Consider the following 21563-nt stretch of genomic DNA (forward strand, 5'->3'; position numbering starts at 1 on the left):
GCGACCCTATCTCCTGCTGCGCCGCACAGCACGGCACCCCATCACCAGCCAGACTGACGAGGCGGCCCGTTACCGTGACCGTTGCAAGACCTGTTGCCTGCCGCCGGGCCCCGCCCGGAGCCGCCCTGCGCCGGAGACCCGCGCGATGGAGCTGATTTCCTTCGCGCTGATCGGCTTTGCCGGCATCCTCACCTTCCTCGCCCTCGCGGTGCCGCTGGCGCGCTGGCTCTCGGTGCCGCTGCCGGTGGTGATCGCGGGCGCGGGGCTCGCCTATGGCGCGGTCGCCTCGGGCTGGGGGGTGACCCTCTCCGGCGCCACGCTCGACCCCTACGACTTCTGGTTCCTCCAGCAGATCTCGCTCGACAGCAACGCGCTGCTCTACCTGTTCCTGCCGCCGCTGCTCTTCGAGATGGCGCTGGCGGTGAACGTGCGCCGCATGCTCGACGAGCTGCCCATCGTGCTCATCATGGCGGTGCTCGCGGTGGTGGTGGCCACGGCCGTCATCGGCATGCTGGTGTGGTGGGTCTCGCCGCTCGCGCTCATCCCCGCGCTGCTGATCGGCGCGGCCGTGGCCACCACCGACCCCGCGGCGGTGGTGAGCACCTTCCGCGAGATCGGCGCGCCGCGGCGGCTCACGGTGATCCTCGAGGGCGAGAGCCTGCTCAACGATGCCGCCGCCATCACCATCTTCAGCCTGCTGCTCGGCGCGGCCGCGGCGGGGCCGGAGGCGCTGCAGGTCTCCGACCTGCTCATCGGCTTCGCCCGCACCTTCACCATCGGCGCGCTCACCGGGCTGGGCACGGCGCTGCTGGGCTCGCGCCTCTACCCGCTGCTGCGCGGCTCCACGGCGGCGGAGGTCTCGCTCACCCTCGCGGTGGCCTATGGCGCCTTCGTGATCGCGGAGGACTGGTTCGGCGCCTCGGGCGTGGTGGCGGTGGTGTTCGCCGGCCTCGCCACCGGCTCGGTGAGCTTCGTGCGCATGGGCCCGCGCAACTGGAGCACGGTGACGGCGATCTGGCAGCAGATCGGCTTCTGGGCGAGCGGGCTCATCCTGCTGCTGGTCTCCGCCCTCACCCCCGGCATGCTGGTGGCGCTCGAGGGCTGGCAGGCGCTCCTGCTGATCCCGGTCTATCTCGGCGCGCTGGCGGCCCGGGCGGTGGTGCTCTGGGGCGTGCTGCCGCTGATGGACCGCGCCGGGCTTGCCACGCCCATCACCCGGCCGCAGAAGCTGCTGGTGCTCTGGGGCGGCGTGCGCGGGGCGGTGACGCTGGTGCTTGCGCTCTCGCTGGGCAACCTGCCGGCGCTGGGGCCGGACGCGCGGCTGGTGGGCGCGATGGCGGCGGGCTATGCGCTGCTCACCCTGGTGCTCAACGCCTCCACCCTCGCCTGGGTCACCCGCAGGCTGGGGCTCGACCGGCTGTCGCTCGAGGACCTCGCCCTGCGCGAGCGCATCGTCGAGGGCTCATTCACCCGGGTGAAGGAGGCGGTGGGCCAGCTCTCCGAGCTGCGCCGGCTCGCGCCCGACACCCGCACCGCGGTGGAGGACGACCTGCGCGCCGCCCAGGCCGATGCCCGAGGCCGCTCGGGCGGCGGCAGCATCCGCTTCGGGCGGCGCCTGCGCCTCGGCCTCGCCATCCTCTGCGCGCAGGAGGAGCGGCTGGTGCGGCGCGGCTTCGAGGCCGGCGCCACCGGGCCGCGGGTGACCATGCGCCTGCGCCTGCAGGCCGACCGCATCTCCGACGGCGCGCGCCAGCACGGCCGGGCGGGCTACATGGCCGCCTGCGAGCGCGGCCTGCGCCACCCGCCCTACATGCGCGCCGCGGTGTTCCTGCAGCGCTGGCTGCGCTGGGACCGGCCGCTGCGCGCCGCCATCGAGCTGCATCTCGCGATGATGCTGGAGAGCGAGCGCCACCTCGGCATCCTCGACCGTTTCGCCGCCGGCAGCCTCTCGCCCATGGTGGGCGAGGACGTGACGGAAAACCTGCGCGCCCTCCTTGCCCGCCGCCGCGAGGCGGTGGACGCGGCGATCGGCGCCGTCGGGCTGCAATACCCCGCCTATGCCGCGGCCCTCGACCGCGCGCTGGTGGCGCGCGCCGCCCTGCGCCGCGAGCGGCAGGAGTATGACCGGCTGTTCCGCGACGGGGTGATCGGGCCGGAGCTGCACACCGATCTCTCCCGCGGGCTCGACCGGCGCGAGCGCCGGCTGGGCGCGCCGCCGCGGCTCGACCTCGCGCGGCCCGCGGCCGAGCTGCTCGAGCGCGCGCCGATCTTCGCGGCGCTGAGCCAGGCGCAGCGCGAGAAGGTGGCGCGCAAGCTGCGCACCCGCTTCACCACCCATGACGAGGTGATCGTGCAGCAGGGCGCGCGCGAGGACCGGATGTACTTCGTGGCCGACGGCGCAGTGGAAGTGCGCGGCGGCGAGGGGCGCCCGGTGCGGCTCGGCACGGGCGATTTCTTCGGCGGGCGGGCCATCGTCTCGCCCACGGGGCGGCGCGAGACCAGCGTGGTCTCGCTCGGCCTGTGCCGGCTGCTCACGCTCTCGCGCCAGGAGTTCAAGCGCCTCGCGCGCGCCGACCCGGAGATCGGCGCGGCGATCCGCGACGCGGCCGAGCAGCGCCTGTCGCACGGGCACAAGCGGCGGCGGCCGAGGGCCGCCCTGCCGGCGGCGCCGCCGCCCGCCGGAGCGGGGGCGGCGCCGCCCGGGCTCAGCCCAGCAGGGCCCGGGTAAGCGGACCCTCGGGGTCCTCCAGGTCGGCGATCACGTCGAAATGGTGGCGGCCCGGCTCGTGGTGGCAGGCGACAGGGGCGCCGAGCCCGGTCCAGACATTGGCCAGCAGGTCGTTCTGGCGCAGGAACTCGGGCAGCTCGTCGCCGCCCACCCAGGCGGTGATGCCCTTGCCCGGCGCCGGCAGGTGCAGCGCCGCACTCTCGGCCGTCGCCTCGGCGAGATCGAGCTTCAGGCCCTTGTTCATCTCGCAGTTCATCAGCGGGCGCAGGTCGTGCAGCCCGCTCACCGAGATCACCTTCTCCAGCCGCGCCATCACCGGCTCGGGCAGCGGGCTGTCATCGCAGACCATGCGCGAGACCAGATGCCCGCCCGCCGAATGCCCGGTGAGCCGGATCGGCCCCTCGACCAGGCCTGCGGCACAGGTGATCGCCCGGCCCACTTCCTGCGTCATGCGCGAGATGCGGGCCTCGGGCGCGAGCGTGTAGCTCGGCATCGCCACGGCCCAGCCCTGCGCCAGCGGCCCGGCGGCGAGATGCGACCAGACGGACTTGTCGAAGGCGAGCCAGAAGCCGCCGTGCACGATGATGGCGAGCCCCTTCGGCGTGCCCTCGGGCAGGAAGAGGTCGAGCTTCTCGCGCGCGGTCTCGCCGTAGGCGATGTCGGCGCGCAGCCGCTCACCCATGCTGTCGCGGAAGGCGGCGGCGGCGGCGATCCAGCGCGGCGGATAGTCCATGCCGGCGGGAATGGCGCCGGTGTTGGAATAGGCGGCGTCCCAGTCGGTGACCGGCAGCCAGCCGTGGCCGTCGCGCCCGCCGATGCCGGGGATGTCGGGATGGGTCATGGGGCGGGCTCCTCTCAATCCGGTTTCACGAGGCTCAGGGCCACGCCCTGGCCGACGCCGACACACAGCGTGGCAAGCGCGCGGTTCGCCCGGCCCTCGGCCACCGCGCGGGCGGCGGCAAGGGCGATGCGCGCCCCGGTCATGCCCAGCGGATGGCCGAGCGCGATGGCGCCGCCCTGCGGGTTCACATGGGCCGCGTCATCGGCGAGGCCCCAGGCCCGGGTGCAGGCCAGCGCCTGGGCGGCGAAGGCCTCGTTGAGCTCGATATGGTCGAAGTCGGACGGCTTCAGCCCGGCCCGCTCCTCCAGCCGCTTCAGCGCCGCGATCGGCCCCACGCCCATCACCCGGGGGGCGACACCGGCAGAAGCCGAGGCCTCGATGCGCGCAAGCGGGGTGAGCCCGTGCTTCGCCACCGCATCGGCCGAGGCGAGGATGAGCGCGCAGGCGCCGTCGTTCACGCCGCTGGCGTTGCCCGCCGTCACCGTGCCGTTCTTGCGGAAGGGCGTGCCGAGGGCGGCGAGCTTCTCGAGGCTGGTCTCGCGCGGGTGCTCGTCGGCCGAGACCACCAGCGGGTCGCCCTTGCGCTGCGGGATGGAGACCGGGGCGATGCTCTCGGCATGCCAGGCGCGCGAGGCCAGCGCCCGCTCCTGCGAGCGCAGGGCGAAGGCGTCCTGGTCGGCGCGGGAGACGTTGTAATCCTCCGCCACGTTCTCGCCGGTCTCGGGCATGGAATCGACGCCGAATTCCTTCTCGATGCGCTTGTGCACGAAGCGCCAGCCGATGGTGGTGTCGTGGATCTCGGCGGCGCGGGAGAAGGCGGTGGCGGCCTTGGGCATCACGAAGGGCGCGCGGCTCATGCTCTCCACGCCGCCGGCGACGATCACGTCCGAGGCGCCGGCCGCGATGGCCTGGGCGCCGGCGATCACCGCGTCGAGGCCCGAGGCGCAGAGCCGGTTCACCGTGAGGCCGGGCACATGGTCGGGCAGGGCGGAGAGCAGCACCGCCATGCGCGCCACGTTGCGGTTGTCCTCGCCGGCCTGGTTGGCGCAGCCGAAGATCACCTCGTCCACGGGCAGGCCCGGCGCGCCGGCGAGCACGGCGTCGATCACATGGGCGGCCATGTCGTCGGGGCGCACGGCGGAGAGGGCGCCGCCGTAGCGGCCGATGGGCGTGCGCTTGCCCGCGCAGATGTAGACCGGGGTCATCGGGTTTCCTCCAGCGAAGCGGCCGGCACGTAGCGCGGCCTGAGGTCTTCGGGGGCAGAGGCGGAGGCCTCCGCCAGCCGGGCGAGCACCGCCTCGCGCCCCATGGCGGCGAGGATCTCGAAGGGCCCGCGCGGGAAGTTCAGGCCCAGCTTCATCGCGGTGTCGATGCCGGCCTCGTCGGCCAGGCCTTCGTCGCGCGCGAAACAGGCCTCGTTCACCAGCGCGGCCTCGATGCGGTCGGCCACCGCCTCGGGCGCGGGCTCGGCCTCCACCGGCGGGGTGACGAAGCCGCGCCCGGTCTTGCGGCCCAGCTCGCCGCGCTCCACCTGGCCGCGCAGGGCGGCGAAGGGCAGGTAGCGCGGGTGGCGGCCGAGGCCGTTCCACACGCCTTCCGTGGCAGCGAGGTTGATGTCGGCGCCCACGAGGTCCATCAGTTCGAAGGGCCCCATGCGGTAGCCGCGCTGGCGCATGGCCGCGTCGATGGCCGGTGCGTCATGGTCACCCTCCTCGAAGATCGCCAGCGCCTCGCCGTAATAGGGCCGCGCGCAGCGGTTCACGATGAAGCCCGGGCTGTCGGCGCAGATGACCGGGGTCTTGCCGATGTCGCGGCCGAAGGCGGCGAGCCGGTCGGTGAGCCCCTCGGGACTTGCGGCATGGCTCACCACCTCGACCAGTTTCATCACCTGCGCGGGGTTGAAGAAATGCAGCCCCGCGAGGCGGCCCGGCGCGGCCAGCGCCGCCGCGATCTCGGCCACGCCGAGCGAGGAGGTGTTGGTGGCAAACACCGTCTCCGGCCCGCAGACGCGCTCGAGCGTGGTGAAGAGCGCCTGCTTGGGCTCGGCCTTCTCGATGATCGCCTCGATCACCAGGTCGGCGGGGGCGAGCTCTTCCGGCGTCGCCACCAGGCGGATGCGGGAGAGCACGCCATCGGCGGTGGCGCGGCTGATGCGGCCCTTGGAGATCTGCCGGTCGAGGTTCTGGGCGATCGCGTCGCGGCCGCGCTCGCGCGCGCCCTGCGACAGGTCGAACAGCAACACATCGCGGCCCGACTGGGCGCAGACCTGGGCGATGCCGCTGCCCATGGCGCCGGCCCCGGCGATGGCGATGGTGGCGAAGTCAGTCATGTCCGTCTCCCGGATGGGGGTTCAGCGGCCCTTGAACGCAGGCCGGCGCTTGTCGCCGAAGGCGGCGATGCCCTCGGCCTTGTCCTCGGTGTCGAGCAGGTCCTCGAAGGCGGTGCGGGTTTCGGCCAGGGTGGCGGCGAGGGGCGATTCGGCCGCGCCGATCACCGCGCGCTTGGCCGCGGCCAGCGCCAGCGGCGCGCGCCGCGCCAGCCGGCGCGCGAGGTCCTCCGCCGTGCCCTGCGCATCCTCCGCGAGATAGGCCGCAAGGCCCCAGTCATGCGCGAGGCTGCCGGGGATGATCTCGCCCGAGAGCACCATGCGCATCGCCCGCGCCCGACCGATGAGCGCGGTGAGCCGCTCCGCCCCGCCGGCGCCGGGAATGATGCCGAGGTTGGTCTCCGGCAGGCCGAGCTGCGCGGAGGGGGCGGCCACGATGACATCGGCCATCAGCGCCAGCTCGCAGCCGCCGCCGAGGCAATAGCCCTCCACCGCCGCCACCAGCGGCTTGGAAAAGCCGCGGATGCGCGCCCAGCTTTCCTTGCGCGGGTCGGCGCGGCCGTCAGCCGTGGTCTTGGTCGCGATCTCGCCGATATCGGCGCCGGCGGCGAAATTGCCCTCCGCCCCGGTGAGGATGACCGCGCGCATGGCGGGGTCTGCGTCCAGGCGCTCCAGCGCCTGCGCCACCTGCGCGAGAAGCGCGGTGTTGAGTGCATTGCGCCGCTCGGGGCGCGAGAGGGTGAGCCGGGCCCAGCCCTCGTGGAGTTCGATGCGAAGCGTGTCTGTGCTCATGGGTGTCATTAAGACCCTCTCGGAATGGTATTTCAAGCATAAAGGTTTATACTTGAAATGACGGGGAATCGGTGCAAGGCTGATGGTCGAGAACGAGATTCAGGAGTCCACGCCATGAAAGTCGCTTGCCTCGGTGGAGGGCCCGCGGGCCTCTATTTCGCCATCAGCATGAAGCTGCAGGATCCTGCGCACGAGGTCGTCGTCTTCGAGCGCAACAAGCCGGACGACACGTTCGGCTGGGGGGTCGTGCTGTCGGACGAGACGCTCGACAACCTCGCCGCCAACGACCCGGTGAGCGCGGCCGCGATCCGCGAGCATTTCGCCTACTGGGACGATGTGCAGGTGGTGCACAAGGGGGTGACCACGGTGTCCTCCGGCCACGGGTTCTGCGGGATCGGGCGCAAGCGGCTGCTGCTGCTGCTGCAGGACCGCGCGCGGGAGCTCGGCGTGGAGCTGCGCTTCGAGACCGACGTGGCCGACACCGAGACCCTGATGGGCGAATACGACCTCGTGGTGGCGGCCGACGGGCTGAACTCGCGCACGCGCACCAAGTTCGCCGGTGCCTTCAAGCCGGATATCGACGTGCGCAAGTGCAAGTTCGTCTGGCTGGGCACGCATCAGAAGTTCGACAACGCCTTCACCTTCATCTTCGAGAAGACCGAGCATGGCTGGGTCTGGGCGCATGCCTACCAGTTCGACGCCGACACCGCGACCTTCATCGTGGAATGCGGGCCCGAAACCTGGGAGGCCTTCGGCTTCGGCGAGATGTCGCAGCAGGAGAGCATCGCCACCTGCGAGAAGATCTTCGCGAAGCACCTCGGCGGCCACGCGCTGATGACCAACGCGAACCACATCCGCGGCTCGGCCTGGATCAACTTCCCCCGCGTGCTCTGCGAGAAATGGCACCACGAGAACGTGGTGCTGCTGGGCGATGCCTCGGCCACGGCGCATTTCTCCATCGGCTCGGGCTCCAAGCTGGGCATGGAAAGCGCCATCGCCCTCGCGCGGCTGGTGAACGAGGAGGCCACGCTCGAGGCCGCCTTCGAGCGCTACCAGGAGGAGCGGCGCACCGACGTGCTGCGCCTGCAGTCCGCCGCGCGAAACTCCACCGAGTGGTTCGAGGACGTGGAGCGCTACCTCGACCTCGACCCGGTGCAGTTCAACTACTCGCTGCTCACCCGCTCGCAGCGCATCTCCCACGAGAACCTGCGCCTGCGCGACCCCGAGTGGCTGAAATCGGCCGAGCGCTGGTTCCAGGCCCAGGCGGGTTCCAACTCCGACCGCGTGCCGATGTTCGCGCCGTTCCGGCTGGGCGACATGACGCTGAAGAACCGTGTCGTGGTCTCGCCCATGGCGCAGTACAAGGCGAAGGACGGCGTGCCGACCGACTGGCATTTCGTGCATTACGCCGAGCGGGCGAAGGGCGGGGCCGGGCTCGTCTTCACCGAGATGGCCTGCGTGAGCCCCGAGGGGCGCATCACCCCCGGCTGCCCGGGGCTCTACAGCCCGGAGGCCGAGGCGGCCTGGGCGCGGCTCACCGCCTTCGTGCACGAGGAGACGAGTGCGAAGATCTGCTGCCAGATCGGCCACGCGGGGCGCAAGGGCTCCACGCAGCTCGGCTTCCACAAGATCGACGCGCCGCTGCCCGAGGGCAACTGGCCGCTGATCTCGGCCTCCGCCATCCCCTACCAGCCCGGCAACCAGACCCCGAAGGCGATGGACCGCGCCGAGATGGACACGGTGCGCGAGCAGTTCGTGGCCGCCACCGAGGCCGCCGCCCGCGCCGGTTTCGACATGATCGAGATGCACGCCGCCCACGGCTACCTGCTCGCCTCCTTCATCTCGCCGGTGGCCAACACCCGCGAGGACGAGTACGGCGGCAGCCTGGAAAACCGCATGCGCTACCCGCTCGAGGTGTTCCACGCCATGCGCGCCGCATGGCCGGCGGGCAAGCCGATGACCGTGCGCATCTCCGCGCATGACTGGATGGAGGATGCGGGTGTGACCCCCGACGAGGCCGTGGAGATCGCCAAGCTCTTCACCGCCGCGGGGGCGGACGCGATCAACGTCTCCTCCGGCCAGACCACCAAGGCGGAGAAGCCGGTCTACGGGCGCATGTTCCAGGCGCCGTTCTCCGACCGTATCCGCAACGAGGCGGGCATCACCACGCTGGTGGCCGGCAACATCTACGAGCCGGACCACGTGAACTCCATCCTGATGGCCGGGCGCGCCGACCTCGTGCTGCTCGCGCGGCCCCATCTGGCCGATCCGTACTGGACGCTGCATGCCGGTGTCGCCCTGGGCGACACGGAGGAGCCCTGGCCCGCGCCCTACGAGGGCGGCCGCCGCCAGGCGATCACCCTCGCCGAGCGCGCCCGGGCACAGGCGGGTTCGTGACCGGGGGCGCCGACATGCTCGCCGGCCGCACGGTGCTCATCACCGGCGGCGGCACGGGGACGGGGGCCGACATGGCCCGCGCCTTCCATGCCGCCGGCGCGCGGGTGGTCATCACCGGCCGCCGGGCGGAGCCGCTGGAGGCGGTGAGCGAAGGCCGGATGCAGGTGGTGACCGGCGACGTGACCGACGAGGCCTCGGTGGCGGCGATGTTCGCCGCCGCGGGCAAGGTCGACATCGTGATCGCCAATGCCGGCGCCTCGGAAAGCGCGCCCTTCGCGCGTACGGAGCTCGATGCCTGGGAGCGGATGCTCTCGGTCAACCTCACCGGCGTGTTCCTCACCTTCCGCGAGGGGCTGCGGCAGATGGAAGGCTGGGGCCGGCTGATCGCCATCGCCTCCACCGCCGGGCTGAAGGGCTATTCCTACGTGGCGCCCTACACGGCGGCCAAGCACGGCGTGGTGGGCCTCACCCGCGCGGTGGCGCAGGAGGTGGCGCGCAAGGGCATTACGGCGAACGCGCTCTGCCCGGGCTTCCTGGAAACCGAGATGACCGAGCGCTCCGTGGCCAACATCATGGAGAAGACCGGCAAATCGGCGGAGGAGGCGAAGGCCGCCCTTGCCGCCACCAACCCGCAGCGCCGCCTCGTGCAGCCGGCGGAGGTGACGGCGGCGGCCCTATGGCTCTGCGGCCCGGGCTCGGACGCGGTGAACGGCCAGGCGATCTCCATCTCCGGGGGCGAGACATGAGCCCGGAGCCGACCCCGCCGCAGCACCCGGAGGTCACCCTCACCGAGGGCAAGCTCTCGCTGCGGCTGTGGCTGCAGATGCTCAAGACCACGCGCCACCTCGAGAACGGCATGCGCGAGATGCTGCGCACCGAGTTCGAGACCACGCTGCCGCGCTTCGACGTGATGGCGATGCTGGAGCGCTCGGGCAGCGGGCTGAAGATGTCCGAGCTCTCGCGCCAGCTCATGGTGTCGAACGGCAACGTGACCGGCATCGTCGACCGCCTCGTCTCCGACGGGCTGGTGCTGCGCGAGGCGGTGGCCGGCGACAAGCGCGCCACCATCGTGCGCCTCACCGCGAAGGGCGAGGAGGTGTTCGCCCGCATGGCCGCGCGCCACGCCGAATGGGTGGCCGCAGAGATCGGCGACATTCCCGCAGAGGACATGCGCCGGGCAATAAAGATGATGACCGACATACGGAGGAAAGAGCGATGACCAGCATGGCCGGGCTCACGCCGCAGCATTTCGACTGGCGCATGGAGGGCCGCGTGGCGGTGATCAACCTGCGCCGCCCCGACCGCAAGAACCCGCTCACCTTCGAGAGCTACGCCGAGCTGCGCGACACGTTCCGCGACCTCGTCTATGCCGATGACGTGGACGTGGTGGTGTTCGGGCCCAACGAGGGCAATTTCTGCTCCGGCGGCGACGTGCATGACATCATCGGCCCGCTGGTGAAGATGGACATGAAGGGCCTGCTGGCCTTCACCCGCATGACCGGCGATCTCGTCAAGGCGATGATCACCTGCGGCAAGCCGGTGATCGCGGCGGTGGACGGCATCTGCGTGGGCGCCGGCGCCATCGTGGCCATGGCCTCCGACCTGCGCCTCGCCACGCCGGGCGCCAAGACCGCCTTCCTGTTCAACCGCGTCGGCCTTGCCGGTTGCGACATGGGCGCCTGCGCGATGCTGCCGCGCATCATCGGCCAGGGCCGGGCCTCCGAGCTGCTCTACACCGGCCGGGTGATGAGCGCCGAGGAAGGCGCCGCCTGGGGTTTCTACAACGCGCTGCACGAACCGGATGCACTGATGGAGGCCGCGCTGAAGCTCGCCGGCCGCATCGCCTCCGGCCCCACCTTCGCCAACATGATGACCAAGACCCAGCTCAACCACGAATGGTCGATGACCCCCGAGCAGGCCATCGAGGCCGAGGCCCAGGCGCAGGCGCTCTGCATGCAGACGCAGGATTTCGAGCGCGCCTACCACGCCTTCGTGGCCGGTGAGAAACCGATCTTCGAGGGCAACTGATGGCGGACCGCAGCTTCCTCACCTGGCCGTTCTTCGAGGAGAAGCACCGCGCGCTGGCAGCCGAACTGGAGGCCTGGTGCACGGAGAACCTGCCCGTGAACCACGACGACGTGGACGCCGCCTGCCGCGGCCTCGTCACCGCGCTCGGGGAGGCGGGCTTCCTGCAGCACTCGGGGGGCGAGGCGCTCGACGTCCGCTCGCTGTGCATCATCCGCGAGACGCTGGCCCGGCATGACGGGCTGGCCGATTTCGCCTTCGCCATGCAGGGGCTCGGCATGGGCGCCGTCTCGCTCTTCGGCAGCCCGGAGCAGCGCGCGTGGCTGGAGAAGACCCGGGCGGGCAAGGCGATCTCGGCCTTCGCGCTCACCGAGCCCGCCTCGGGCTCGGACGTGGCCAACATCTCCTGCGCCGCGCGACGGGAGGGGGACGAGTATGTCCTCTCCGGCGAGAAGACCTGGATTTCCAACGGCGGCATCGCCGATCTCTACGTGGTGTTCGCCCGCACCGGCGAGGGGCCGGGGGCGAAGGGGCTCTCCGCCTTCCTCGTGCCGGCGGACAGCCCTGGCTTCGAGATCGTGGAGCGGCTGGAGGTGATCGCGCCGCACCCGCTCGCCCGGCTGCGCTTCAACGACGTGCGCCTGCCGGCCTCCGCGATGATCGGCGAGCCGGGGAAGGGCTTCCGCATCGCCATGTCGGTGCTCGACGTGTTCCGCTCCACCGTGGGCGCCGCGGCCCTCGGCTTCGCCCGCCGCGCGCTGAAGGAGACGCTCGCCCGCGCCACCAGCCGCGAGCTCTTCGGCGCGCCGCTGGCGGAAATCCAGATGGTGCAGGGGCATATCGCCGACATGGCGCTCGACATCGACGCCTCGGCGTTGCTGGTCTACCGCGCCGCCTGGACCAAGGACAGCGGCGCCCCGCGGGTGAGCCGCGAGGCCGCGATGGCCAAGCTTCATGCCACCGATCATGCCCAGACCGTCATCGACAAGGCGGTGCAGATCCATGGCGGAGACGGCGTGCGGAAGGGCTCGAAGGTGGAGGAACTCTACCGCGAGATCCGCGCGCTGCGCATCTACGAGGGCGCGTCAGACGTCCAGAAAATCATCATAGCCCGACAGACACTCGGAGGTTAGTCACATGCTCGGTCCCACTGCCCATGTCGATACATTCTGCCGTGACAACCTGCCCGCGGAGGCGGACCAGCCGGTCTACCTGCTCGAGCGGTTCCAGTATCCCGACTATCTCAACGCGGCGGTGGAGATGACCGATGCCATGGTCGCCAGGGGCTTCGGCGACCATGTGGCGCTGATCGGCAACGGCCGCCAGCGCACCTACAAGGAACTCACCGACTGGACCAACCGCATCGCCAACGCGCTGGTGGAGGATTACAAGGTCAAGCCGGGCAACCGGGTGCTCATCCGCTCGGCCAACAACCCCGCCAAGGTGGCCTGCTGGCTGGCGGCCACCAAGATCGGCGCCGTGGTGGTGAACACCATGCCGATGCTGCGCGAGAAGGAACTCACCCAGACGGTCGACAAGGCCGAGATCGAGTTCGCCCTCTGCGACACGCGGATGATGGACGAGATGATGGCCTGCGCCAACAAGTCGAAGTTCCTGCAGACCGTGATCGGCTTCGACGGCACCGCCAATCATGACGCCGAGCTCGACCGCGCCGCCCTCTCCAAGTCGGTGAAATACGAGGCGGTGAAGACCGGGCGCGACGACGTGGCCCTGCTGGGCTTCACCTCCGGCTCGACCGGCGTGCCCAAGGCCACGATGCATTTCCACCGCGACCTGCTCATCATCGCCGACGCCTACGCGAAGGAAGTGCTGAGCGTGACGCCGGAGGACGTGTTCGTGGGCTCGCCGCCGCTGGCCTTCACCTTCGGGCTCGGCGGGCTCGCCATCTTCCCGCTGCGCTTTGGCGCCACGGCGGTGCTGCTGGAAAACGCCTCGCCGCCGAACCTCATCGAGATCATCCAGAAGCACAAGGCGACGATCTGCTTCACCGCCCCCACCGCCTACCGCGCCATGCTGCGCGCGATGGAGGAGGGCGCCGACCTCTCCTCGCTGCGCTGCGCGGTCTCGGCGGGCGAGACGCTGCCCGCCCCGGTGTTCGACGAGTGGGTGAAGAAGACCGGCAAGCCGATCCTCGACGGCATCGGCGGCACCGAGATGCTGCACATCTACATCTCCAACCGCTTCGGCGAGGCGAAGGCCGCCTGCACCGGCCGGCCGCTCACCGGCTACGAGGCGAAGGTGGTCGATGACGACATGAACGAGGTGCCGCGCGGCACGCCGGGCCATCTCGCGGTGCGCGGGCCGGTGGGCTGCCGCTACATGGCCGACGACCGGCAGAAGAAATTCGTGCGCGACGGCTGGAACCTGCCCGGCGACACCTTCGTGCAGGACGAGGAGGGCTACTTCCACTTCGCCGCCCGCTCCGACGACATGATCGTGTCCTCGGGCTACAACATCGCCGGCCCGGAGGTGGAGGCCGCCCTGCTCTCCCACCCCGCGGTGCTGGAATGCGGCGTGGTGGGCGTGCCCGACGAGGACCGCGGCCATATCGTGGAAGCCCATGTGGTGCTGGCCCCGGGCTATGACGCCTCGCCGGTGATGGTGAAGGAGCTGCAGGACCACGTGAAGAACACGGTGGCCCCCTACAAGTACCCGCGCTCGGTGAAATTCATCGAGGCGCTGCCCAAGACCGAGAGCGGCAAGGTGCAGCGTTTCCGGCTGAAGACGGAGGCCTGATGTTCACCCTGCGCAGACAGGTCGAATTCCAGCACTGCGACCCGGCGGGGATCGTCTTCTACCCGCGTTACTTCGAGATGATCTCGGCCACGATCGAGCGCTTCTTCACCGACCATCTCGGCAAGAGCTTTGCCGAGATGCACCTCACCGAGAAGCTCGGCGTGCCCACGGCGCGCATCGAGGTGGATTTCCGCAGCCCGTCGCGGCTGGAGGACTGGCTCGATATCACCGTGTCCGTGGCGCGGCTGGGGCGCAGCTCGGTGGAGCTGGCGCTCGCCTGCCGCTGCGGCGAGACCCTGCGCTTCGAGGCGCGCAGCACGCTGGTCTATGTCGACCTCACCACCGGCAAGCCCCGCTCCTGGCCCGACGGGCTGCGCGCGGCGCTCGGCTCCGAACTGACTGAAAGCGAGAACCAAGATGTCTGACAGCCCGCATGAATTCCTCGACCCCAAGGGCTGGAAAGCTGCGAAGGGCTATGCCAACGGCATGGTGGCCGAGGGGCGCTTCGTGATCCTGGGCGGCCTGATCGGCTGGAACGCCGACCAGGAATTCGAGACCGACGATTTCGTCGGCCAGGTGAAGCAGGCGCTGCTCAACATCCGCGCCGTGCTTGATGAGGCGGGGGCGAAGCCCGAGCATCTCGTGCGCCTCACCTGGTACATCACCGACAAGCGCGAGTACCTCTCCAGCCTGCGCGAGATGGGCGCCGTCTACCGCGAGGTGCTGGGCAAGCATTTCCCCGCCATGGCCATGGTGCAGGTGGTGGCACTGATGGAAGACCGCGCGAAGGTGGAGATCGAGGCGACGGCCGTCATCCCCAACGCCTGAGCCGCGCGACAGGATGCGAAGGGGCCCCGGCGCAGGTCGGGGCCCTTTTCGTGTGTGCGTTCGGGGGGGAACGCCCGGCGCGCCGAGGGGGCTGGCGCCCCCGCAGCTTGCCGGGCGTGGCGAAGGCCCTTTCGGGCCTCCGCCGGCGCGGGGTGGCGACGGGGTGGAGGGCAGGGGCTGAGCTCGGAGGTATCGCCCGGGCGGCCAGACCGGGCCGCGCCCGACCCTCCCCCCGGGAGGGCGCGATGGCGATGTCGGTCGGAGTTCAGCCGTCGTCCGGGGCTTCGGAGATAAATCGCTGACCACGAGCGGAGATGCGCCCACCCAGGGTCGAGCGCGGCCCTCGGCGCAGAGCACGGATGGCAGGACCGTTGGGCACGGCCGGGCATAACGTGTTGATGCGCTGCGACTTTCACCCGATCGGGACCGATGCCCGAACGGCATCCGCGCCGGTCCGCGCGGGGGAAATCCGCCCGCGCCACGGAGGGCGCGGGCGGGTGATTCAGGCGCCCTGGGCGGAGCGCAGCACGTTCACCGAGAAGCCGGCAGTGCCGGCGTAGCCGCCGACGATGGCCTGGCGGTCGGCGCGCGAGAGCACCTCGTTCACGTCGTCGAAGCCGGCGGGGGCGCGCTTCTCGACCTCGTCGATCACCCGCTCGGGGCCGCCCTTGCGGTTGAGCATCACCACCTCGGCGGTCTTGGGCAGGCGCTCCTTCTCGTAGGCCCAGAGGGCGGCGCGCGGGTGCTCGGCCTTCGCGAGATTGTCGGCGAGGCAGCGCGCGTCGAGGATGGCCTGGGAGGCGCCGTTGGAGCCCACCGGGTACATCGGGTGCGCGGCGTCGCCCAGCAGGGTCACGCGGCCGAAGGTCCAGCGGGGCAGGGGGTCGCGGTCGGCCATCGGGTATTCGAAGATCTGCGGGCTGGCGCGCACCAGACCCTCGATGTCGAAGCCGGGCACGGAGAAGCGCTTCGCGAAGGGCAGCACCTGCTCGAGCCGCGCCGGGCGCGACCAGTTGTCGGGCGGGGGCGGGGACTGGGCGGGGTCCTTCACCCGGATGTTGACCACCCAGTTCATCAGCTGGCGGTCGCCCTCGGGCGGCGCGATGGGGTAGAGCACGAACTTGCCGCCCATGCCGCCGCCGATGGCCATGGTCCGGCCGTCGAGCCACACCGGCCAGTCGGCGGCACCGCGCCACATCACAACGCCGGTCCAGCTCGGCGCGCCCTCGTCCGGGTAGAAGCTGCGCCGGCCCACGGAATGGATGCCGTCGGCGCAGATCAGCACGTCGCCGCGGGCGGTGAGGCCGCCGGCGCCCTCCACCGTGTCGGTGAAATGCGCGGTGACACCGCCCTCGTTCTGGATGAAGCCGGAGAGGCGGCAGCCGGTGCGCACGGCGTCGGGGCCGAGGCGCTCGAGCACCGCGTCATGGATGACCTTCTGCAGCCGGCCGCGGTGGATGGAGAACTGCGGCACCACGTAGCCTGCGTCCATGCCGCGCTTCTCGCGCCACACTTCCTGGCCCTGGCGGGTGAGGTAGATCAGCTCACGCGTGCGCATGCCCACGGCGTCGAGCGCGGGCAGCAGGCCGATCTCGGCCAGCTCGCGGATGGCATGGGGCAGGGTGTTGATGCCGACCCCCACCTCGCGCACCTCGGGGGCTGCCTCGTAGATCTCGGCCTTGATGCCGCGGGCGTGCAGCATCAGCGCGGTGGTGAGGCCGCCGATGCCGGCGCCTGCGATGATGACCTTCATGGCTCACGCCTCCTCGGGCGGAAGGAAATCCACCTCGTGCTTCGCCGACACCGCCACCACGTCGGCCGGGTTCGCGTTCGGCCCGAGGTTGTGCAGCGCCCAGAAGAGGTCGAACAGCTTGCGCGAGGGCGAGACCCAGAACAGGCATTTTACCGAAGTGTCGGTCTTGTTGAAGATGCCGTGCGGCTGGCCCATCGGCAGGCGGACGAGATCGCCGGGCTCCGCGTGCTCCTCGGTGCCGTTGAGCACGAAGTCGAACCGGCCCTCGAGGATGTAGAGGAACTCGTCCTGCGTGGGGTGGATGTGCGGCGGCACGAAGGTTCCCACCGGGAAGGTGGCGTGCCAGGACATCGAGCTCTCCGAGAGCTGCTTGGGCACGTAGAGCTGGCCCATGACGTTCCACTCGATGCCCTCGAGGCTCTCTTCGGAACGGGTGATGCCGGCGGTCATGGTCATGGTTATCTCTCCTGTGAGACGGTGCGCGGGGCCGCGGGGCAGCCCTGCGCGGGTATGCGATGCTCAGACATGCAGGAAGCGGTCCTTGATGTCGGGGGTGGCGAGCAGATCGGGGGTGGAGCCCTGCCACACCACGCGGCCCTTCTCGATCACCACGTGGCGGTCGGCGAAGCGGGCGAGGGCGTCGACGTTCTTGTCGATCACCAGGATCGCCTCGCCCTCGTCCTTGAGCTTCGTGAGGCAGGACCAGATCTCCTCGCGGATCAGCGGCGCAAGGCCCTCGGTGGCCTCGTCGAGCACCACGAGGGAGGGGTTGGTCATCAGCGCGCGGCCGATGGCGAGCATCTGCTGCTCACCGCCCGAAAGCTGGTTGCCCATGTTGCGCCGGCGCTCCTTCAGGCGCGGGAACAGCGCGTAGACCCGCGCGAGGCCCCAGCGCGCGGCGCGCCCGCCGCGGGCGGTGGCCACGAGGTTCTCCTCCACCGAGAGGGTGGGGAAGATCTGCCGGCCCTCGGGCACCAGGCCCAGGCCCGCCTGCGCGATGCGGAACGGCGGGTGGCCGGTGAGATCCCGCCCCCCCACGCTCACCCGGCCGCCGCGCGGGCGCAGCAGGCCGAAGATCGAGTTCACCGTGGTGGTCTTGCCCATGCCGTTGCGGCCCAGCAGGGTCACCACCTCGCCGGCCTCCACCGTGAGGTCGATGCCGAACAGCACCCGGCTCTCGCCATAGGCCGCTTCGAGGCCTTCCACTTTCAGCATCAGGCCGCCTCCTCGCCCAGATAGGCCGCGCGGACCTCGGGGTTGTTGCGGATCTCCTCCGGCGTGCCGGTGGCGATCACCCGTCCGTAGACCAGCACCGACAGACGGTCCGCGAGCGCGAAGACCGCCTCCATGTCATGCTCGATCAGCACCACGGTGTGGCGGCGCTTCATGCCGCGCATCAGCTCCACCAGGGCGGCGGATTCCTCGTGGCCGGTGCCGGCCAGCGGCTCGTCGAGCAGCAGCAGCTTCGGCTCGGTCGCGAGCGCCACCGCGATCTCGAGCTGGCGCTGCTCGCCGTGGCTGAGGGAGCCTGCGAGCCGGTCGGCCCTGTCGGCCAGCTTCACCCGGCGCAGGCAGACCATGGCGTCGCGGTTCAGCTCGTCCTCCTTCGCCGCCTGGGCGAAGAAGCGGAACGAGGAGCCCGAGCGCGCCTGCACCGCCATCGCCACGTTCTCCAGCACCGTGAAGCCGGGCAGCAGCGAGGTGATCTGGAAGGAGCGCGCGAGGCCGCGGTGCACCCGCTCGGCCATGCTCAGGCGCATGATGTCCTCGCCCTGGTAGATCAGCGCGCCCGCGTCCGACGGGTTCTGCCCGGAGAGCTGGGAGATCAGCGTGGTCTTGCCGGCGCCGTTGGGGCCGATGATGGCGTGCAGCTCGCCCTCCTCGATGTCGAGGGTCACGTCGTCGGTGACCTTCAGCGCGCCGTAGGACTTTCGCAGGTTGCGGATCTGCAGGAGCGTGCTCATGCCCGTCCTCCCAGGAACCGGCGCAGCAGGCCGGTGAGGCCGCCGCGGGTGAAGAGCACCACGAGGATGAGCAGCGCGCCCATGCCAAGCTTCCAGTGCTCGGAGAAGATCGCCAGCCATTCCTCGAGCATCAGGAAGGCCGCGGCGCCGAGGATGCCGCCCACCAGCGTGCCGATGCCGCCCAGGATCACCATCACGATCAGCTCGCCCGAGCGATGCCAGGTCATGAAGGCGGGGGAGACGAACTCGGTCTGGTTGGCGAGCAGCACCCCCGCGATGCCGGCCATGCAGCCCGAGATCACGTAGGCGGTGAGCTGGTAGCGGAAGGGCGTGAACCCCACCGCCTGCATGCGCAGCGGGTTTTCCCGCGTGCCGGTGAGCACCCGGCCGAAGCGCGAGCCGATGAGCGCGTTGGCAAAGAGGAACAGCAGCACGAGGGCGGCAAGGGTGACGTAGAAGAACACCCGGTCGTCCTCCAGCAGCGCCATGCCGGCGAGGGTGGAGCGCGCCTGCAGGGTGAAGCCGTCATCGCCGCCGTAGGAGGAGAGCGAGACGAAGAAGAAGAAGGCCATCTGCCCGAAGGCGAGGGTGATCATGATGAAATACACCCCCTTCGTGCGCAGCGAGATCGCGCCGGTGACCGCGGCGAAGGCGGCGGAGGCGAGCACCGCGCCCAGCATCTGCAGCCCGAGGTCGCTCACCCCGTTGGAGGAGAGCACGGCCACCGTGTAGGCGCCGATGCCGAGGTAGGCGGCATGGCCGAAGGACACCAGCGCGCCGTAGCCCAGGATGAGGTCGAGCGAGAGGGCGGCGATGGCGAACACCATCACCCGCGTGGCGGTGATGACGATGAAATGGTCGTCGAGCGCGGTGGCGAGGAAGGGCAGCAGCGCGAAGAGGACGAAGAGCAGCGCCGCGGCGAGAAGCCGGGTGCGGGGGGCGAGGGCGATCATGCGCGGGCGCCTCCGGTTGCAATGGGGGCCATCACGACTTCCTTCCGAACAGCCCGGCGGGGCGGAAGAACAGGATGGCGGCCATCAGGATGTAGATGAGCATCGGCGCGAGGGTGCGGCCGGTCTGCGAGGCGGCGGAGGGCTCGAGCACCATGCGCAGCAGGATCGGCCCGAAGGTGCGGCCCAGCGTGTCGACCAGCCCGACGAGAATCGCGGCAATGAACGCCCCGCGGATCGAGCCGATGCCGCCGATCACGATCACCACGAAGGTGAGGATGAGCACGCTCTCGCCCATGCCGGGGTCGACCGAGAGGATCGGCGCCACCATGGCGCCGGCAAAGCCCGCGAGCATGGCCCCGAAGCCGAAGACGATCATGAACAGCCGGCGGATGTTCACCCCGAGCGCCGAGACCATCGCCCCGTTCGAGGCGCCGGCGCGCAGCAGCATGCCGATGCGGGTGTGCCCGATCATCAGGTAGAGCCCCAGGGCGGTGAGCAGCCCCGCGGCGATGATGGCGATGCGGTAGACCGGGTATTGCAGCGGGCCCACCAGCGGCACCGAGCCCGAGAGCAGCTCCGGCATCGGCACGCTCAGGGGCGCTGCCCCCCAGATGATCTTCACCCCCTCGTTCACGATCATGATCAGCCCGAAGGTGGCCAGCACCTGGTCGAGATGCGATCGGTCGTAGAGCCTTCGGAAGATCAGGAACTCCAGCACCAGCCCGAAGGCCAGCGCCACCGGCAATGCGATCACCAGCCCGAGCCAGAAACTGCCCGTGACCCCCACGAAGGTGGCCAGCAGGTAGGCGCCCACCATGTAGAGCACGCCATGGGCGAGGTTGATGAAGTCCATGATCCCGAAGACCAGCGTCAGCCCGGCGGCGACGAGGAACAGCAGGATGCCGAACTGCAGGCCGTTGAGGGCCTGTAGGAGGAGAAGATTTGTCATGGCATTCCGTCTCTGCCCGGGCGCGGGAAGGCCGCGCCCGGGAGGTCAAACCGGCGTGCGCCTTACGGCATCACGCATTCGGAGACGTAGTTGTCCTGGTAGTCGTCGAAGATCTTCTCGACGATCCGGGTCTCGTACTTGCCGTCCTCGCGCTTGGCCGCCTTCACCAGGTAGAAATCCTGGATCGGGAAGTGGTTGGGGCCGAGCGAGAACTCGCCGCGCAGGCTGTCGAAATCGGCCTTTTCCATCGCGGCGCGCAGGGCCTCGGTGTCATCGGCATTGCCGACCTCGCGCACGGCGGCGTCGATCATCAGCGCCGCGTCATAGGCCTGCATGGCGTAGGTGGCGGGGATGGAGCCGTATTTCGCCTCGTAATCCTTCACGAACTCGAGGGAGGCCGGCACGTCGAGGTCCGGCGCCCAGTTCGAGCCGGCGAGGAAGCCGTCGGCCGCGTCCTGCTGGGCGGGCAGGGTGGTTTCGTCCACGGTGAAGGCGGAGAGGAAGGGGATGCCCTCGAGCCCGGCCTGGCGGTACTGCTTGACCAGGTTCACGCCCATGCCGCCGGGCATGAAGGTGAACACCGCGTCGGGCTGCATCGCCGCGATCTGGGCGAGCTCGGCGGAGAAGTCGAGCTGGCCGAGCGGGGTGTAGATCTCGCCGGCCACGCCGCCGGTGTAGGAATGCTTGAAGCCCGCGAGGCTGTCCTTGCCGGCCTGGTAGTTCGGCGCCATCAGGAAGACGTTGCTGTAGCCCTGCTTCTGGGCGTAGGCGCCGAGCACCTCGTGCACCTGGTCGTTCTGGTAGGAGGACACGAACAGGTTGGGGTTGCACTCCTTGCCGGCGAAGCTGGAGGTGCCGGCGTTCGGGCTGATGAGGATCACGTCCGCGTCGGTCACCGGCTTGGCGATCGCCTGGAGGATGTTGGAGAAGATCGGGCCGACGACGAAGTCCACCCCGTCGCGCTCCACGAGCTCACGCGCCTTGTTCACCGCCACGTCCGGCTTCTGCTCGTCGTCGATGACCACGACCTCGGTGTCGAGCCCGCCGAGCTTGCCGAGCTTCTCGACCGCGAGGAGGAAGCCGTCACGGCCCTGCTCGCCCAGCACCGCCGCGGGGCCGGAAAGGGTGAAGACGAGGCCGATCTTGACCTTGCCGTCCTCGGCCATGGCGCCGGAGGTGAGGAAAGTGGAGGCCGCGAGGCCGAGGGCAATCCTGCTAAGCGAAGACATTTGCATCTTCTCCCTGTTTTC

20 protein-coding genes are annotated in these 21563 nt (G+C 70.3%); 9 read left to right on the forward strand and 11 right to left on the reverse strand.

The genetic code is table 11. The features are described 5' to 3' along the window. Nucleotides 1-145 precede the first annotated feature (145 nt). Nucleotides 146-2728, forward strand: a complete 2583-nt coding sequence (locus D3P35_RS05360) for a cation:proton antiporter (RefSeq protein ID WP_198670473.1) — start codon at nt 146-148, stop codon at nt 2726-2728. On the opposite strand, the gene D3P35_RS05365 is transcribed toward D3P35_RS05360, so the two are convergent. The 4 genes from D3P35_RS05365 to D3P35_RS05380 are packed head-to-tail and all read right to left on the reverse strand — an operon-like array spanning nt 2706 to nt 6696. Next, complete coding sequence (locus D3P35_RS05365; RefSeq protein WP_118133449.1) at nt 2706-3569, reverse strand: alpha/beta hydrolase; 864 nt, start codon at nt 3567-3569, stop codon at nt 2706-2708. The genes D3P35_RS05360 and D3P35_RS05365 overlap by 23 nt on opposite strands. Nucleotides 3570-3583: 14 nt before the next feature. Beyond that, a complete protein-coding gene (locus tag D3P35_RS05370) occupies nt 3584-4774 on the reverse strand; it encodes an acetyl-CoA C-acyltransferase (RefSeq protein ID WP_118133450.1) in 1191 nt (396 codons plus the stop codon). Then, nucleotides 4771-5898 (reverse strand): 3-hydroxyacyl-CoA dehydrogenase NAD-binding domain-containing protein, encoded by a 1128-nt coding sequence (locus D3P35_RS05375; RefSeq protein WP_118133451.1) that lies wholly within the window; start codon nt 5896-5898, stop codon nt 4771-4773. Before D3P35_RS05375 ends, D3P35_RS05370 begins: the two co-directional genes overlap by 4 nt. Nucleotides 5899-5919: 21 nt before the next feature. After that, nucleotides 5920-6696, reverse strand: coding sequence for an enoyl-CoA hydratase-related protein (locus tag D3P35_RS05380; protein WP_198670474.1), 777 nt, complete (start codon nt 6694-6696; stop codon nt 5920-5922). A 105-nt stretch (nt 6697-6801) separates the two neighbouring features. Between D3P35_RS05380 and D3P35_RS05385 the strand changes: the two genes are divergently transcribed. Genes D3P35_RS05385 through D3P35_RS05420 form a run of 8 tightly spaced genes read left to right on the forward strand, consistent with a single transcriptional unit; the run spans nt 6802 to nt 14694 of the window. Next, nucleotides 6802-9084 (forward strand): bifunctional salicylyl-CoA 5-hydroxylase/oxidoreductase, encoded by a 2283-nt coding sequence (locus D3P35_RS05385; RefSeq protein ID WP_118133452.1) that lies wholly within the window; start codon nt 6802-6804, stop codon nt 9082-9084. A 14-nt stretch (nt 9085-9098) separates the two neighbouring features. Further along, a complete protein-coding gene (locus D3P35_RS05390) occupies nt 9099-9830 on the forward strand; it encodes an SDR family NAD(P)-dependent oxidoreductase (protein WP_118133669.1) in 732 nt (243 codons plus the stop codon). Continuing rightward, nucleotides 9827-10303 carry a MarR family winged helix-turn-helix transcriptional regulator gene (locus tag D3P35_RS05395; RefSeq protein WP_118133453.1) on the forward strand — a complete coding sequence of 159 codons (477 nt, stop codon included), beginning with the start codon at nt 9827-9829 and terminating at the stop codon, nt 10301-10303. Before D3P35_RS05390 ends, D3P35_RS05395 begins: the two co-directional genes overlap by 4 nt. Further along, nucleotides 10300-11112, forward strand: coding sequence for an enoyl-CoA hydratase family protein (locus D3P35_RS05400; RefSeq protein WP_118133454.1), 813 nt, complete (start codon nt 10300-10302; stop codon nt 11110-11112). Before D3P35_RS05395 ends, D3P35_RS05400 begins: the two co-directional genes overlap by 4 nt. Continuing rightward, complete coding sequence (locus D3P35_RS05405) at nt 11112-12242, forward strand: acyl-CoA dehydrogenase family protein (protein ID WP_118133455.1); 1131 nt, start codon at nt 11112-11114, stop codon at nt 12240-12242. The genes D3P35_RS05400 and D3P35_RS05405 overlap by 1 nt, the downstream gene beginning before the upstream one ends. A 4-nt stretch (nt 12243-12246) precedes the next feature. Beyond that, nucleotides 12247-13866: an AMP-binding protein gene (locus D3P35_RS05410; RefSeq protein WP_118133456.1), complete on the forward strand. Its 1620-nt coding sequence runs from the start codon at nt 12247-12249 to the stop codon at nt 13864-13866. Then, nucleotides 13866-14291 carry a thioesterase family protein gene (locus tag D3P35_RS05415; RefSeq protein ID WP_198670475.1) on the forward strand — a complete coding sequence of 142 codons (426 nt, stop codon included), beginning with the start codon at nt 13866-13868 and terminating at the stop codon, nt 14289-14291. The genes D3P35_RS05410 and D3P35_RS05415 overlap by 1 nt, the downstream gene beginning before the upstream one ends. Next, the gene (locus D3P35_RS05420; RefSeq protein ID WP_118133458.1) at nt 14284-14694 is read left to right on the forward strand and encodes a RidA family protein; all 411 of its coding nucleotides are present in this window, start codon (nt 14284-14286) and stop codon (nt 14692-14694) included. Before D3P35_RS05415 ends, D3P35_RS05420 begins: the two co-directional genes overlap by 8 nt. A gap of 502 nt (nt 14695-15196) precedes the next feature. Here D3P35_RS05420 and D3P35_RS05425 read toward each other — a convergent pair. From D3P35_RS05425 to D3P35_RS05455, 7 genes are all read right to left on the reverse strand, one after another. Further along, nucleotides 15197-16447 (reverse strand): flavin-dependent oxidoreductase, encoded by a 1251-nt coding sequence (locus tag D3P35_RS05425; protein WP_118133459.1) that lies wholly within the window; start codon nt 16445-16447, stop codon nt 15197-15199. 3 nt (nt 16448-16450) lie between these two features. Next, nucleotides 16451-16903, reverse strand: a complete 453-nt coding sequence (locus D3P35_RS05430; protein WP_118133460.1) for a cupin domain-containing protein — start codon at nt 16901-16903, stop codon at nt 16451-16453. A 63-nt stretch (nt 16904-16966) separates the two neighbouring features. Then, nucleotides 16967-17662: an ABC transporter ATP-binding protein gene (locus tag D3P35_RS05435; protein ID WP_118133461.1), complete on the reverse strand. Its 696-nt coding sequence runs from the start codon at nt 17660-17662 to the stop codon at nt 16967-16969. After that, entirely contained in the window at nt 17662-18411 is a 750-nt protein-coding gene (locus D3P35_RS05440) for an ABC transporter ATP-binding protein (RefSeq protein ID WP_118133462.1), read from the reverse strand. The genes D3P35_RS05435 and D3P35_RS05440 overlap by 1 nt, the downstream gene beginning before the upstream one ends. Continuing rightward, nucleotides 18408-19364 (reverse strand): branched-chain amino acid ABC transporter permease, encoded by a 957-nt coding sequence (locus D3P35_RS05445; RefSeq protein ID WP_118133463.1) that lies wholly within the window; start codon nt 19362-19364, stop codon nt 18408-18410. The genes D3P35_RS05440 and D3P35_RS05445 overlap by 4 nt, the downstream gene beginning before the upstream one ends. Before the next feature lie 31 nt (nt 19365-19395). Next, nucleotides 19396-20313: a branched-chain amino acid ABC transporter permease gene (locus D3P35_RS05450; RefSeq protein WP_118133464.1), complete on the reverse strand. Its 918-nt coding sequence runs from the start codon at nt 20311-20313 to the stop codon at nt 19396-19398. A gap of 62 nt (nt 20314-20375) precedes the next feature. Further along, nucleotides 20376-21542: an ABC transporter substrate-binding protein gene (locus D3P35_RS05455; RefSeq protein ID WP_118133465.1), complete on the reverse strand. Its 1167-nt coding sequence runs from the start codon at nt 21540-21542 to the stop codon at nt 20376-20378. Between the last annotated feature and the right edge of the window lie 21 nt (nt 21543-21563).

Source organism: Oceanicella sp. SM1341 (assembly GCF_003448965.1).
In the GTDB taxonomy this organism is placed as follows: domain Bacteria; phylum Pseudomonadota; class Alphaproteobacteria; order Rhodobacterales; family Rhodobacteraceae; genus Paroceanicella.